Source organism: Chitinophaga sp. 30R24, assembly GCF_049056765.1.
GTDB lineage: Bacteria > Bacteroidota > Bacteroidia > Chitinophagales > Chitinophagaceae > Chitinophaga.
In genome coordinates this window covers 781,573-796,573 of record NZ_JBJGXX010000002.1, presented here as the reverse complement: position 1 = coordinate 796,573, position 15,001 = coordinate 781,573, and the positions used below count along the sequence as shown (strand labels likewise).

11 protein-coding genes are annotated in these 15,001 nt (G+C 44.0%); 5 read left to right on the top strand and 6 right to left on the bottom strand.

Annotated elements, in window-relative coordinates; all coding sequences use genetic code 11:
* Positions 1 to 394: 394 nt before the first annotated feature.
* The 3 genes from ACDQ55_RS09795 to ACDQ55_RS09785 form a co-directional block, all read right to left on the bottom strand.
* A complete protein-coding gene (locus ACDQ55_RS09795) occupies positions 395 to 1,645 on the bottom strand; it encodes a TlpA disulfide reductase family protein (protein WP_420981196.1) in 1,251 nt (416 codons plus the stop codon).
* Between the two features lie 4 nt (positions 1,646 to 1,649).
* Complete coding sequence (locus ACDQ55_RS09790) at positions 1,650 to 2,339, bottom strand: YggS family pyridoxal phosphate-dependent enzyme (protein ID WP_420981195.1); 690 nt, start codon at positions 2,337 to 2,339, stop codon at positions 1,650 to 1,652.
* 101 nt (positions 2,340 to 2,440) lie between these two features.
* Positions 2,441 to 3,580: an acyl-CoA dehydrogenase gene (locus ACDQ55_RS09785; RefSeq protein ID WP_420981194.1), complete on the bottom strand. Its 1,140-nt coding sequence runs from the start codon at positions 3,578 to 3,580 to the stop codon at positions 2,441 to 2,443.
* A gap of 238 nt (positions 3,581 to 3,818) precedes the next feature.
* Between ACDQ55_RS09785 and ACDQ55_RS09780 the strand changes: the two genes are divergently transcribed.
* Positions 3,819 to 4,766, top strand: coding sequence for an arginase (locus ACDQ55_RS09780; protein ID WP_420981193.1), 948 nt, complete (start codon positions 3,819 to 3,821; stop codon positions 4,764 to 4,766).
* Between the two features lie 16 nt (positions 4,767 to 4,782).
* On the opposite strand, the gene ACDQ55_RS09775 is transcribed toward ACDQ55_RS09780, so the two are convergent.
* On the bottom strand, positions 4,783 to 5,865 hold the full coding sequence (locus ACDQ55_RS09775; RefSeq protein ID WP_420981192.1) for a DUF3810 domain-containing protein: 1,083 nt from the start codon (positions 5,863 to 5,865) through the stop codon (positions 4,783 to 4,785).
* 13 nt (positions 5,866 to 5,878) lie between these two features.
* On the opposite strand from ACDQ55_RS09775, the gene ACDQ55_RS09770 reads away from it, so the two are divergent.
* Positions 5,879 to 6,757, top strand: coding sequence for a fructosamine kinase family protein (locus ACDQ55_RS09770; protein WP_420981191.1), 879 nt, complete (start codon positions 5,879 to 5,881; stop codon positions 6,755 to 6,757).
* Here the strand turns inward: ACDQ55_RS09770 and ACDQ55_RS09765 are convergent.
* On the bottom strand, positions 6,751 to 9,027 hold the full coding sequence (locus tag ACDQ55_RS09765; protein ID WP_420981189.1) for a response regulator: 2,277 nt from the start codon (positions 9,025 to 9,027) through the stop codon (positions 6,751 to 6,753). The genes ACDQ55_RS09770 and ACDQ55_RS09765 overlap by 7 nt on opposite strands.
* A gap of 239 nt (positions 9,028 to 9,266) precedes the next feature.
* Here ACDQ55_RS09765 and ACDQ55_RS09760 point away from each other — a divergent pair, with 239 nt between their 5' ends.
* From ACDQ55_RS09760 to plsX, 3 genes are read left to right on the top strand one after another with little or no spacing between them, the layout of a single operon-like run.
* A complete protein-coding gene (locus ACDQ55_RS09760; protein ID WP_420981187.1) occupies positions 9,267 to 9,809 on the top strand; it encodes a YceD family protein in 543 nt (180 codons plus the stop codon).
* Between the two features lie 12 nt (positions 9,810 to 9,821).
* A complete protein-coding gene (gene rpmF / locus ACDQ55_RS09755) occupies positions 9,822 to 10,016 on the top strand; it encodes a 50S ribosomal protein L32 (protein ID WP_079473289.1) in 195 nt (64 codons plus the stop codon).
* A gap of 49 nt (positions 10,017 to 10,065) precedes the next feature.
* Positions 10,066 to 11,022 carry a phosphate acyltransferase PlsX gene (gene plsX / locus ACDQ55_RS09750; RefSeq protein WP_420981186.1) on the top strand — a complete coding sequence of 319 codons (957 nt, stop codon included), beginning with the start codon at positions 10,066 to 10,068 and terminating at the stop codon, positions 11,020 to 11,022.
* A 149-nt stretch (positions 11,023 to 11,171) separates the two neighbouring features.
* On the opposite strand, the gene ACDQ55_RS09745 is transcribed toward plsX, so the two are convergent.
* Positions 11,172 to 14,996 carry an ATP-binding protein gene (locus ACDQ55_RS09745; protein WP_420981185.1) on the bottom strand — a complete coding sequence of 1,275 codons (3,825 nt, stop codon included), beginning with the start codon at positions 14,994 to 14,996 and terminating at the stop codon, positions 11,172 to 11,174.
* Between the last annotated feature and the right edge of the window lie 5 nt (positions 14,997 to 15,001).

Sequence of the window (15,001 nt, the reverse complement as noted above, 5' to 3'; positions counted from 1 at the left end):
GTGTTCATCAGATTTAGCTTAAACGTTTTAGCAAATATTTTGGTAGAAATTCCGGGTATTTATGACCTGGATCAAATACCATTTCCAATGCTGCTGGCAGCATTGTCAGATTAGCCATGGTACTACATTTTAGCTTATCCAGGCTACTCATTTACCTTGCACCGGACCGCAGTGGGCCCACAGTATAAAAACAGCCAGCAACCGGTTTATGGCGTTACACATACCTTAAACGTATTTTTCAGCGTTAGAGAGTGCCGTTAAAATAAGCAATACAGATTTGCTCTCTAAAAAATAGAAACCCCGTGGGGAAAAATGATAATGCAGATGAAGTTCCGTGCTAAAAAAGGCAACACCGGCCTATTAAAGCCGGTGTTGCCTTTTTATGTTATAATGATTACTTCGCTTCCAACAGCTTATTTACCAACCGGTTAAAGTCGGCCTGAAACTGTTCGTAATGTTCTCCGGTGCCCGGGCCGGAAAAGCCGGTGTGAACTTCTGCCACATTCCCTTTTTTATCGATAAAAATAGTCGTCGGAAAACCTTTAATGCCAGTTAACTGCGGAAGCGTTTTAGCTCCTTTTTCAGGATCTGCAGGTGTAACCCCGGTAATGAGTACCGGATATTGCATATCAAAGCGTTTCAGGAAGCTTTCGAGGCTTTTTCTGGATTTTTCGAAATCCGTGGTGCGTTCATAGGCCAAACCAATTACTTCTACACCACGGTCTTTGTTTTTCTTGTACCAGTTACTCAGGTAACCGGTTTCATCCATACAATTAGGGCACCAGGAACCCATCAGCGTGATGATCACCACTTTGTTTTTAAAGCGGTCGTCTTTTATGCTTACCTTGTTGCCATTCAGGTCCGGAAAAGAGAAATTCAGCTGTTGTTCACCGGGTTTCATGGTAGCAATCGTCCTTTCATCGGGTAATGTGGCCGTATCATTTTTTACGGCCCACCAATTCTCGAGGCCATCCCCGATACCCGCATAAAAACGGCCATCTGTGATGCTGTCTTTACCCACCAATGCGGTAAAGAGATAGGCATGCGATCCATCAAAAGTGGAGAGCTTCAGCGTATCTCCATCCATCACGCCATCCAGGAAACGGTAATCGCCGGTAGTCGTTAAAAACGTACCATGCACAGTATTGCCAGATTGCTTGAATTCACCAATAGCGGTAGATGGTGTTTTATCTTTATCTTTTGCAGATACAAACTGTGTAACCCAACGACCGGATACATCGGCAGCAGCAGGGGTATTTACTTTAAACCGTTCAGCAATACCGGCTACTGCAGCAAAAGGCACACTTACATCCTTATCGGCCAGGTGCCTTATCCATAGACCTTCTAGGGCACTGTCGGATAGTAATTTTGCTTTAAATTCGGAATCAAAGAAAGGCATTTTGATAAAAAGGGAATCACCATTCACCTTTACGTCATCTACCAACAACCGGTCTGTTGCATTGACCACATATAACACTTTTTTACCGGTGGTATCTCTCACTTCAAAGTTAAAAACAATATCTGCTCCGTCTGGGCGGTGCAGTTTAGCCTGCCACACACCATTGGCCAGGTTCTTTGCAGCATGACCATTATTGCAGGCAGCCATACCTATGCCTGCCAGGCAAAAAATCCATAATTTCTTCATACATCTACTTTTGTGAATAGGTCCTTTCTCCAAACAGCAGGCTGCCGATGCGCACCATGGTACTACCTTCCTGCAGTGCAATGGAATAATCAGCGCTCATGCCAATGGATAATTCTTTAAAGGACGATTCGTTGTTAAAATAAGTGATTTTAATTGATCCGAATAACGCGTGAAGCTGGTGGAACTCCCGGCGGACCTGTGTTTCATTGTTGGTATTGGTAGCCATACCCATTAAACCGGCGATACGCACATTTGCAAAATCCGGAAGATTGGCTTTGTACGTGTTCAGCAGCTGCTGTAACTCCTGCTGATCCATGCCAAACTTGGTTTCTTCCATCGCAATATGCACCTGTAACAGGCAATAGATTATCCGTTCTTGTTTTGCCGCCTGTTTGTTGATTTCCTGTAACAGTTTCAGGCTGTCTACCGCATGGATAGTATGTACAAAAGGCGCTATGTATTTTACTTTATTGGACTGCAGGTGTCCGATGAAATGCCATTCGATATCTGCCGGCAGTACAGCTTGTTTTTCTGTTAATTCCTGCACATAATTTTCTCCGAAGATCCTTTGCCCTGCTGCGTACAATGCCGCTATATCTTCCACTGGCTTGGTTTTTGAAACCGCCACCAACCGGGCATGATACGGCGCTAGCCGGGCAAGTACCTCTTGATATGCTCCTATATTAATTGCCATCCCGTAAAGATAAGCACGAATGGCTGAATTTTGACGTAAAGCAAATGAGCGAAAACAGACGTCCTGTTTTCGCTCATTTCTTATTGACAATAAAAGCCAGATTAGGATAAGATCGCCCTGCTGATCACAATGCGTTGTACTTCTGAAGTACCTTCATAGATCTGGGTGATCTTGGCATCACGCATCAGGCGCTCTACATGGTATTCTTTTACATAACCATATCCGCCGTGTATCTGCACAGCTTCAGTGGTTACCCACATAGCCGTTTCTGAAGAGAATACTTTGGCCATAGAGCCGCTGAGGGTATAATCCAGGTGATGGTCTTTCTCCCAGGCAGCTTTGATGCATAATAAACGGGAGGCCTCTATACGGGTAGCCATGTCAGCCAGCTTAAACTGGATAGCCTGGTGATGGGATATTTCCTTACCGAAAGCCTTTCTTTCCTTAGCATATTTCAATGACAGCTCATAAGCGCCGCTGGCGATGCCTAACGCCTGTGAAGCAATACCAATACGGCCGCCACCCAGGGTTTTCATGGCAAATTTAAATCCGAAGCCATCTTCCCCGATCCTGTTTTCCTTAGGCACTTTCACATCCTGGAACATAACGCTATGTGTATCACTGCCACGGATACCCATTTTATTTTCTTTTGGGCCGATAGTAACGCCTAGCATATTCTTTTCCACAATAAGGGTATTAATGCCTTTACTGCCCTTTTCAGGATGGGTTTGAGCCATTACCAGATATACGCTGGCAGAATTGCCATTGGTGATCCAGTTTTTGGTACCATTCAGCAGGTAATGGTCACCTTTATCTTCTGCGGTGGTGCGCTGATGGGTAGCGTCGGACCCGGCTTCCGGCTCACTGAGCATAAAAGCGCCAATAATTTGCCCTGTTGCCAGTGGAACCAGGTATTTTTGTTTTTGTTCTTCTGTACCAAAAGCTTCCAATCCCCAACAAACAAGAGAATTATTTACACTCATGACCACGGAAGCAGATGCATCAATTTTCGAAATTTCCTCCATTGCCAGCACATAGGAAATTGTATCCAGTCCGGCCCCTCCATACTTTGGGCTCACCATCATACCTAAAAATCCGAGCTCTCCCAGCTTCTTAATCTGTTCTGCCGGGAATTTCTGATGCTCATCCCTTTCAATTACACCTGGCAACAGCTCATTAGTAGCGAAATCACGTGCTGCTTTTTGTATCATCAGATGCTCTTCCGTAAGTTGATAATCCATGGTTGTAGTTTTATAAAGTAATAGTCTTCAAATTATTTATAAATCAGGACCTAAAAAAATGGGGTTTCTAAAATTCAATGTTGTCAACCAGAACAAGGAAATTATTGAACAAATCGTTAGGATAAAGCTACTGTATTGGATTTGGTTCAGCTATCCCCCACTACTTTTATACCATTCTGCGTTTCACTGCCATGAATATTCCCATAAAATCCTGTAGCTTGCCTGTAACGATGTTTTTATGAAGAATATTAAAATAATAGAAGTCAAATCTGAAATAGGCGCAGGTACCCGTGGCGCCAGTTTAGGTGTAGACGCAATCAAGATCGCGGCCCTGGACTTCATGAGCAATTTTTTTGTGCACTTTCCTACCGAGGCCATTGAAACCGAAAATAAGTTATTGTTTGAACCTATTGAATCGCCCTATGCCAAACGGATCAAAGGTACGCTGAGCATGTACGAACGCATCAGTAAAAGCGTGTCTGAAACGGTAAAAGCCAATTGGTTCCCGGTGCTATTATCGGGCGACCATAGCACCGCCGGCGCCACTATTGCCGGCCTCAAAATGGCACACCCAGAATCCAAGCTGGGCGTGATCTGGATAGATGCCCATGCCGATCTGCATACACCTTATACCACCCCTTCCGGCAACATGCACGGCATGCCGCTGGCTACCGCCATTGCAGAAGATAATATAGATTGTAAGGTGCATGACATTGATGAGAATACGGCAAAAACCTGGAACGCCCTGAAAAATATTGGCAAAATAGCCCCTAAGGTGCTGCCGGAAGATATTGTGTTCATCTCTCTGAGGGATTATGAGAAAGAAGAAGATTACCTGATCAAACAATACGGCATGAAGGTAATTACCACCAGTGAAGTACGCCGGAAAGGACCTGAAAATATTTCCCGTTCTGTATTCCGTTACCTGAGCGATTGCGAGTATATCTATGTTTCTTTTGATGTAGACAGCCTGGATGCCTCCATTTCCAGGGGCACCGGCACCCCCGTAAGCAATGGGCTAAGGGAACGGGAAGCAGAAGACCTGATCGCCAAGTTTATGCAACACCGTAAAATCTGCTGTTTTGAGATCACAGAAGTAAACCCGACACTGGACCGGGAAAACCTGATGGCAGAAATAGCGTTTAACATATTGCAGCGCAGCGTGAATGTACTAATGATGAATTAGCTGCCAGCTACCGGCATCATAATTTATAGTAAGCCATTAACCACCCTATCACTTCACTATAGCTGTTGATACCTTTATGTTGGTTGTTGGCTTTCAGATAGCGGTCATACAGCATAGCGGAATATTCATCTGCTTTACCGGTATAGGGTTCATAAAAGTCTATAATAGCTTTGTAATCGGCTTTTACGCCGGGTACCGCCCTGCTCCAGATATAATGGGCCAGTGTGGTATCGCGGCGAGACAATTGCCGGACGCTATACATAAACATATCAAAATTGGCAGCATAACGGAAACGGTTATCCGGAATACTGGTAGCAGCCAGGTACCCCACAAAATTAGCATCTTCTTCCGGCGCATAGCCCAGCTGATGAGCTATTTCATGGCACGTCACAAAAGGTTGCATAACCGGTGGCACGGTGGTATTCACCTGCGCCTCATTGGTAAAGGGGTTAAGGTAGCCCGTAGTGCCAATATAATTCAGCCACTTGCCAAACAGGGAGGACTTAACACTAACGCCACGGTAGCGCAGGGCCGGCCAAGTATGTTCAGCAATGTTGTAGGCAGCAACCGCTCTTTTAAAAACAGGAACAGCAGCTGTATCCGGGAGCAGTACGCCCATCGTATCACCTATAGCAGCTTTATCATGGTTAACGAGTTGCAGCAGAGTATCCGACAGTTGGTAGAGCTGTTGGGTATTGTAAGTACTTGTCACTAAACCGGTATCAGATTCCAGCGAATCCCTTTCATAGTTAAAACCCCATAATATCAGGAAAACAAGGTAGGCTTTGAGCACGAAATGCAGGCCGCGGAGTAATTGCAGCCCGATTGCAGCCCAGGCCATACGGATAAGTTTATAACATAGTTTTAACAAATAAACTATTCCACCAATAATCCAAGCACTATATATTACATCGCCAATACTGAATGGCACTATACCTGTTACTTGTCTGAAAGCCAAGCTACTCCAAATATACCAGCTATGGAAGTAGAAATCGCAGCAACGATTACTCCAGGCGAATAATCCTTTTAACAACAGTATAGCCGTAAGTGTTAGTACAATACGGACAATTTTCTTTTTAATCCGGACTTTTGTCTCCATATAATTTGGGAACATGATAGATGAAACGCTGCAAAAACAATTAAGTACGGCTTTATCCGAACAATTGAAAGTAAAAATACATATAAATGACGCAAAAAGCGTGCACGGTGGTGATATTAATGAAACTTTCCGTATAGGCACAAACGAAGGTTATTTTATTGTGAAGATGAACGATGCGAAGCGTTACCCGGATATGTTTGGACAAGAGTATGCGGGATTGTTAGCATTATCTGCTGCCCATGCGCTGCAAACCCCCAAGCCATTGGCCTACGGGCAGGTAAGCGGCCGGTCTTATTTATTGATGGAGTTTCTTATTAAGGGGAATGCCATTGTAGATTTCTGGGAAGACTTTGCCTACTCACTCGCCCGGCAGCACCAGGTTACTCAGCCCAATTTTGGATTTGCAGGCCCTAATTATATTGGCACATTAAAACAATACAATACTCCTTATACCAGCTGGCCGGTATTCTATGCATTTAACCGTTTACTGCCGTTGGTTAAGTTAGCCTATGATCAGCAGATTGTAGACAAGCAGCTGGTACAACAAGTAGAAGCGCTTTGCAAGCAGCTGCCACAGATATTTCCGGCAGAAGCGCCGGCTTTGCTGCATGGCGACCTGTGGTCGGGGAATTTCATGGTAGGCAATAACGGCAAAGCCTGTGTGTTTGACCCGGCAGTATATTATGGGTACCGGGAAATGGACCTGGCCATGACGCGTTTGTTTGGCGGTTTTGATACCCGCTTTTATTATGCATATCAAACCGCCTATCCATTGCTACCGGGATGGCAACAACGGATAGGCATATGTCAGCTCTATCCTTTAATGGTACATTTGATATTGTTTGGCGGTAATTACTACAGTAACATCCGGGAGATCCTGCAAGCTTATTGACTTTCACCCGGCAGATCAATATAATCGCGCATTTTGTGGTAGTCATCTTCTACAAGTGGGTAGTATTTGTTCACCTCTTCCCTGATTTCATCAAACAGGCAGGAGATCTCATCATGGGAAGCCTCCTGATTGATCCGGAGTAAATTTTCAAGTTCCTGCATTTTAGCGCTAATCCAGGTAAGACCTACCATGGAAAAGTTAGGTTTTAGTTTGTGTACCTGAAATTTCATTTGTTCCCAGTCGTCGTTTTCCACCATCACATTGAGTTTAGCGATTTCCTCCCGTATGGTTCTGATAAAAATTTCGAACAAGTCTGCTGCATAGGAAATATTGTTCTCATAAAGATTTGTGAGATACTTTACATCCAGCTCGTTGTTAAATTCAAATCCACTTAGGTGCTGCACTTCTTCCATTATTAATTCTGTTTCTTCTTCGTTGAGATATTTATTAAAAATCTGTAATAGTTGGTCTGGCGTGTAGGGTTTGGTGAGTATATCCGTAATTCCGGCTGCCCTTGCCATATTTGCGGTACTCTCCATCGCTACAGCAGTAGTGGCTATTACAGGAGTGGCTACATTAGGTTGCTGTTCATCTGATCTGATCTTTTGGGCCAGCTCCAGTCCGTTCATACCAGGAATGCGGATATCCATCAGGATAAGGTCGTATTGCCTGGATTCCAGAAACCAGGTAGCGTCCGGGCCATTAGTAGCGAGCTGGTAACGGATATTGTATTTTTCCAGCAGGCTCATGATATAACGGAGGTTCATTTGATTATCTTCTACCACCAGTACCCTGGCGTTTTCGAAAGACCGATGCAAAAGTTTCCTGCTCCGTTTGCCGGTAGAGGCCGTGAGAGGCTTCCGGCTATCCAGAAATGGAATATTGAAACTAAAACAGGTATTAAATCCGGGCATTTCCTCCACCTGGATATTGCCTCCCTGAAACTCTACCAATTGTTTAGCGATGGCTAACCCGAGACCGGTACCTCCGTATTTTTCCCGGATATCACTTTCTGCTTGTTTATAATTCCGGAAGATGAGCTCTAATTTGTCTTTTTTGATACCGATACCGGTATCGCATATGCGGAAGCGTATCCAGTGTTTGTTATCCTGCCAGCTTTCGAGCGTAACCCTGATAGCAATTTCTCCTTCACTGGTAAATTTCTCTGCATTACCTAACAAATTGATTAGTATTTGGTTCAATAGCACATCGTCGCCTATCAGCCAGGTATTGAGAGATGCGTCCAATTCGGCGGTTATATTAACAGGGCGCCTCCCTATTTTTAATTCAAAGGTATGGCGCAATGATTGAATCAGGTCCCGGAGGTTGAATTCCCGTTGATTCATCCGGATTTCCCCGGCTTCTATGCGGGAAATATCAAGAATATCACTGACAATACCCAACAATATCCCCGAAGAATGCTTGAGGATGCTAACGTATTCCTGTTGTTGTGCATCGAGATGGGTTTCTTCCAGTAAGTGGGCCATACCGATGATAGCGTTGAGTGGCGTTCTGATTTCGTGGCTCATACTGGCGAGGAAATCCTTCTGGGCATTGCGGGCTTCTTTGAGTTTTACCTCCATATCATACACTAAGGGAACGTTTTCTTCCAGGCGTTTCCGGCGCAGTGCACGGGCAAAAGCCTGGTTCTCTTCAGGCACAAAGATATCTGTGATATTTTTACCGATCAATTCCTCTTCCTGATAGCCAGATAAGCGACAGAAGCTTTCGTATACACAGGTAATGTTGCCGTTGGTATCTGTTTCGCACATCGCTGCATTGAGATTATTAAGGATAACCCTAAACTTTTCCTCATTGCGTTTTATTTCTTCCTGCAGATGATAGCGGCGGGTAATATCTATTGCCTGCCAGATGCTGCCGGCAAAACCCTTATCGGTGTATACGGGCAGATAGGTAATTTCCCATATCTGGCCGTTTATAAAGGGCACTTCCCACCCAAACCAGGGCTTTTTGTTACGGCGCAGGCTTTTCATTTTTTCTTCCAGGGGCACGTGGGCAGGCACCATGGGCTTAAAAAAACGAATTAATCCGGCAAAAGAAAGGTTTAAGGGGGAAGCGCTATTAATATGCCGGGTAAATGCATTATTTACCCAAATGCAGCGATGTTTTTCATTGGTCACCAGTATGCCGGCAATCGTATTGTTGAGCCAGGCAGTAATGGGCAAGGAGAAGATATCCGGTACGCCTTCTGATGGCATGCCGATGCTATCAGCAGTTTTTTTCTTACTGTTTCTTCCTATAGCCTTCATCTAAAACAAAATGGGGAGGGTTTTCAATTTAATCTTTGCATTGCGAAAAACAGGAATAAGATTAGCGAAATTATATACCTTTGCGCCTCACGCCTGTTTATCACAACATGAATATGGCTGATATTTTATATTATAAATATATATATAAATAAGATATCATTAGTGAACAAATTTAGGAAATTTTTGCAATTGCAAATATTTAATTACCTTTGCATCCCTCTAAAAGTGAGGATATTGATATGAAACCACTCCGCGAATTTGATATTGCCTTTGTTGGTTTAAAACCAGGGGAACATTCATTTCAGTATACTATCGGAGACAGTTTCTTTGATAATTTTGAAGAGCCGAAGGATTTCAGCAATTGTGAGGTGAATGTACAGCTCACAATGGATAAAAAGAGTAATTTTTTCCTGCTGAAGTTTGCCATAGGAGGCAAGGTAACCGTTACCTGCGACCGGTGTGGCGAGGCTTTTGAAATGCAGCTCTGGGACGATTTCAACCAGATAGTAAAACTGGCAGACAATCCGGAAGAGATGATGGAGGGAGAGGAAGACCCGGATGTATCGTATATCTCCAAAACGGAGAGCCATTTAAACGTGGCCAACTATATATACGAATTCATCCACCTGAGCATTCCAATGCAACGGATACATCCCAACAAGCCGGATGGCTCCAGCGGATGCGATCCGAAAGTAATTGAAATGCTGGAGCAAATGAACCAGCAGGCGAAAGCAAACGACAACCCAATCTGGAAAGGATTGGATAAATTTAAGGACAATTAAAAATTAAATAAAATGCCAAATCCTAAACGCAGACATTCTCAGCAGAGATCAGCAAAGAGAAGAACGCATTATAAGGCGGTAGCGGATACGTTAAGCACAGACAGCGCAACCGGTGAAGTGCATCTGAGACACCGTGCTCATTGGGTAGAAAACAAACTGTACTACAGAGGAAAGGTAGTGTTGGAAAAACAGAGTGCTGCTAAATAATAAATTTTACTATTTTTACCCGAGCTAACAAAGAACAAACTTGAGTTACATGAGAATCGGGCTTGATATGATGGGCGGCGATTTTGCGCCCACAGAAGCAGTAAAAGGAGTAAAATTATATTTAGACACTGTTGCACCTGATGTGCATCTGGTACTAATTGGCGATGAACAACAGCTTGTCCCATTATTAACTGAAGCACAGCTGGACCAATCAAGATATTCAGTCGTTCATTCATCCCAGATAATCGGGATGGATGAACACCCTACCAGGGCACTGAAAGAAAAACCACAATCTTCCATCTCTATCGGCTTTCATTTACTGAAAAGTGAGAAAATAGATGCTTTCATCAGCGCAGGTAACACCGGCGCCATGATGGTGGGTACCTATTATTCCATTAAAGCCATAGATGGAGTGCAACGTCCTACTATATCTACTCTGGTACCCCGTGAAAACGGTTCGTACGGCCTCTTGCTTGACGTAGGTATCAACGCCGACTGTAAACCTGAAAACCTGGCGCAATTTGCTATGCTTGGTACCCTTTATTCAAAGCACATTCTGAAGGTGAACAACCCTAAGGTAGGCTTATTGAATATCGGAGAAGAAGAAAGTAAAGGCAATCTGCTTGCGCAAGCCACTTATCCCTTGTTAAAAGAGAATAAACAGATCAATTTCATCGGCAACATAGAAGGTAGGGATATCTTCAACGGAAAAGCTGATGTAATCGTATGTGAAGGATTCACTGGTAACATTGTACTTAAGATGGCTGAATCATTCCATGATATTGCACAACAACGCAACATCAATGATGAGTACATCAATAAACTGGATGCTGAAACATATGGCGGTACACCCGTTTTAGGCGTTTCCAAACCCGTGATTATTGGTCACGGTATTTCCAAAGGAAAAGCCTTTAAAAATATGATCCAGGTAGCCCAGCAAATGATCGAAAGCAAATTGTTGGAGAAAATTAAAGAAAGCTTTGAAGCTGAAGCTAAGGAAGCTTAGCCGCCAATACAAAATTATTAAAATCCCCGTTCCGGTAAGGAACGGGGATTTTTTTATGCATTTAGTTTATTTAATAGCGTATAGGGAGCCCTGATAGGATGGCAATAAAATAAATCACGTATAGCCGGCACGGTAATTTCTAGGGATTTTTATACCTGCTGTAGTGGCAACTTCACATAAAAAGTAGTGCCTTCATTGAGCTTCGTTTCAAACCAGATCTCTCCCCGGGACTGCTCTGCAATATTTTTACACATTGCCAGTCCTAAGCCGGTGCCGGAAGATTTGGTAGTGAAATTAGGCACAAAAATCCGGGACTGCACTTCGGTAGAAATACCCTCTCCATTATCCGACACGCTCACGATCACATATTGATCTGCCGTAGCCTGCAAGCGCACAACGATTTGCCCTAACCGGCCCTCCGGGATAGCCTGTATAGCGTTAAGCAACAGGTTCGTAAAAAGCCTGTTCATCTGGGTTTTATCTGCAAGCACATAAAAATCCTGCGCCGGCGGCACATAGGTTACTTCACAATCTTCATGCCCCTGGTACAAAGCAGTAAGGGAATGCAACACTTCATTGATCAGCACTTCTTCATTATTAGGCTCACCTATACGGGCAAACGCAGAAAAGTCGGACGCAATATTAGACAGATGCTCTATCTGCTCTACCAGAGTACCTGCTACATTACGCGACAGCTCTTTTACATTCGGCGAATCGTTGGCTATTGCACGTTGTAAATATTGTATGCTCAGCTTCATGGGCGTAAGCGGATTTTTGATCTCATGAGCTACCTGCCGGGCCATTTCACGCCAAGCACCCTCCCGCTCACTTTTGGCTAGCCGCACAGCGCTCACTTCCAGCTTACGGACCATCTTATTATATTCTTTTACCAACGCCCCAATTTCATCGTCTTTGTCCCACTCTATTTCATCATTACGTTGCCCAAGGTTCACATGCCGTAATTTTTCGGTTACCAGTGAAAACGAACGGGTAATAGAATTCGTGATCAACAATGCCACCATACCGGCAATCAGGAAAATGAATGCATTGAAATTGATGAGCGCCACCAGGAAGTTGGAAATCTGTTGATTAAGCTCTGTTTGCGTAGCAAAATAAGGCACGTTGAGATAGGCAATCACTTCGTGGGTATCGTGGTTACGCAAAGGCGTATAGCCAGAAAGGAAAGGCATTACGCCAATATACTCCGTATGTATAAACTGTATTTCTTCCAATCGTGACAACCGGTAATAGGCCTGTGGGTCCATTTTGGAAGAGATCAATCCTTTGTCGGTCATCAATGGTTGGGTGGTAAGCTGCATATTGCCATCACGGTCGTAGATATTGATATCCAACGCGCGCTCATCTGCAATATCAGACAGAGATGCGGATAACTTCTTCATCAGTTCAGAATCATATATATCCCCTACCTGATCCAGGTCGCGCTGATTTTCGAACACCTTCTCCACCTCTTTGGCCACTTCCCGCATGGTTTTACTTAAACGTTCCCGGTTCTGCGACTCCGAACGGTAGATAAAGAATTTGATCGTGGTGATCCCCAATATCAGGAAGGAGAATAGTACTACAAAGATGATAGTGCCATGCACCTTTATCCGGATGCTTACATTAATCAGGCTGCGGAGATTACTCAACCGCATCCTGGCTTTGATCAACAGGTCGAATGCCTTATAAATCACCACAATGAGCAGGAACAGGCAGAACATGTAGGCAAACAGGGTAATAAACTCTATAAACATCCTGTTTTCCTTTACCACTACCACTACTTTATCGGGAGAAGCCCGGTAGGTAAGCTCTGAATAACCTTTAACTGATTTTATGGATATATCCGTAGGCGGTATATCGTGAGGGTATATACGAATTGGGAATGGATAGGCGCTGTTGTTACTTACCAATATACCTTTATCGTATACGGCATATGCATAGGCGCCGGCGTATTCGCGACCGGGGTCATTCACGTCTCCTTCCACCAGCAGCTCCGGATAAAGCCGGTCGGTGCTCACCGGCTTAGGCGACAAGGTATACACGAGCCACCCCGTTACCTCATTATTGACATTATGGAATTCCTTTTTGGCAATATAGCTGTAATCGTTGAAGCTACGCTCATAATAATAAAGATCATTACCGGTAACCGAAGCTGGCGTTGCCTCCGGATCGAAGAACATACGCCGGTTAAAGGTCATGAGACTTACGGTATCTGAAGAGAATAATGAGGCCCCGTTTTCATCGTAAGCATAAATATTTACCTTAAAGCGATTAAGATAGCCTTGAAAATATTTCTCCAGCAGGAGACTGTCGAAAACCGCCTTTTTACGTTGCCGGTTGCTACTGTCCAAGAAGAAATACTGAATAGCCTCATCACTTTCGATTTTTTTACCAATGTCGTTCAGCAACATTTCCAGGTAAGGATCTTTTTGCCTGGACAGCTCTTCCGCCAGGTTTTCGCGGGCAGATAATTCCTTATGGTTATTATAATGTACCAGCGCGCCGGAAGTAGTAATGGTGAGCAGGAATAGCCAGAAAAGAAAAGGCACTGTAGCCATACTGCTTTCAAAACGGTCGGCGATAAAATCGAGCAGTACTATATATATCAGCAACCAAACCACCATAGATATGGAGAAAGGAAGTTCCGGATTATGAATGCGGAACAGCAGCCAGATAACGCCTACTGCACCCAGCCAGATGTATTTGGTACGGTACTGAAAATTAGTTAGTTCGTTTAACAGATAGTTGATAATCTGGGAAAAAAACAAGAAGCTGAAAGAGATAAATCCCAGCACCATAAACCCGATTACACTGTACTCAAGACCATTTTCCGTAAGGCTAAAAAAGTTGGTAACATCAAACGAGATCTTAGAGTCGATCACCAGGCTTTGGATCAATTCTGCCAGGAATTGTTCCACGATATACAGGATCAGGCTGGCAACGATGATCACCGCACTTTGCAGCCCCCTGTTGCGGATCACTGGCGGATTAATGGTTTTAACATGCTCCCGGAAAAACAGGATCATCCAGAAAGCAAGCAATACGTTAATGAGCAGATCACCCAGGGAACGGAAAATATCATCTTTTGCATATATTCTGGGATCAAAGACATTCAGCGTATGCAGGTTAAAGGGAAAAGAGGGATAGAGGTAACTCAATACCCTTAGACCAAATACAATCAGGAACAGGAACAGAAAACCATATAGCGGGTTGGTGGTTTTAGCCAGTAAGGTAGCAAAAAGGTTCAGGAATATAAGCACACAGATGCATCCGAGCACCCGCAGCAATACACTGAGGAGATTAGGTGGATGCACATGCATGCCGCTGTTGTAGTCCAGAAAAAAAAGCGTTTTCCCATTACCGTTATTAACAGGCAAAATAATATGCTCCGGCAACATCAATACAGGCCGTTCAAACAGGATACTGTACTCTTCTCCCAGTTCTTCCTTATGATAAAAGTGGTTAACGAGATAGTTATTTTTGATGGCATACTCTAAACGTACCGGTATAGCGCCCACCAGGAATTGTTTGTGGCCCGGGGCCGACTTCACTTTCCGGGTGATTACTTCATAATACCCATTTTTGAGCTTCATGAAGCGTTCACCGTTTTCCAATGTTGTTTGCAATTCTTCCGGCTGCACCTGGCTGGTGTTCCAGAAAGTGAGCCAGATACCGCTGTTAGCAGAATCGTAGGCAAACAACGAATATTCCAGACTGGTAAGGTGGTCCAGCTCATGCTGGTTATAACTGCGTTGAAGTAAAGAAGAACAGAGAACCGTATCTTTTGTGAGTCTGAGAAACTGCTTCTCCCGCTGCTGAATACTCTTCTCCATACTGCGTTTTACGCCTTGCGGAGAGGAGTAATAAGACCAGTAATTGCTAAACAGGAAGGCAAAAGTAAACAACCAGGCCGCTACGATAAGCAGGTATCCATGGCGCAGAAAAAAAAGCCGTATTTCTTTAGTATCAATCAATAGAT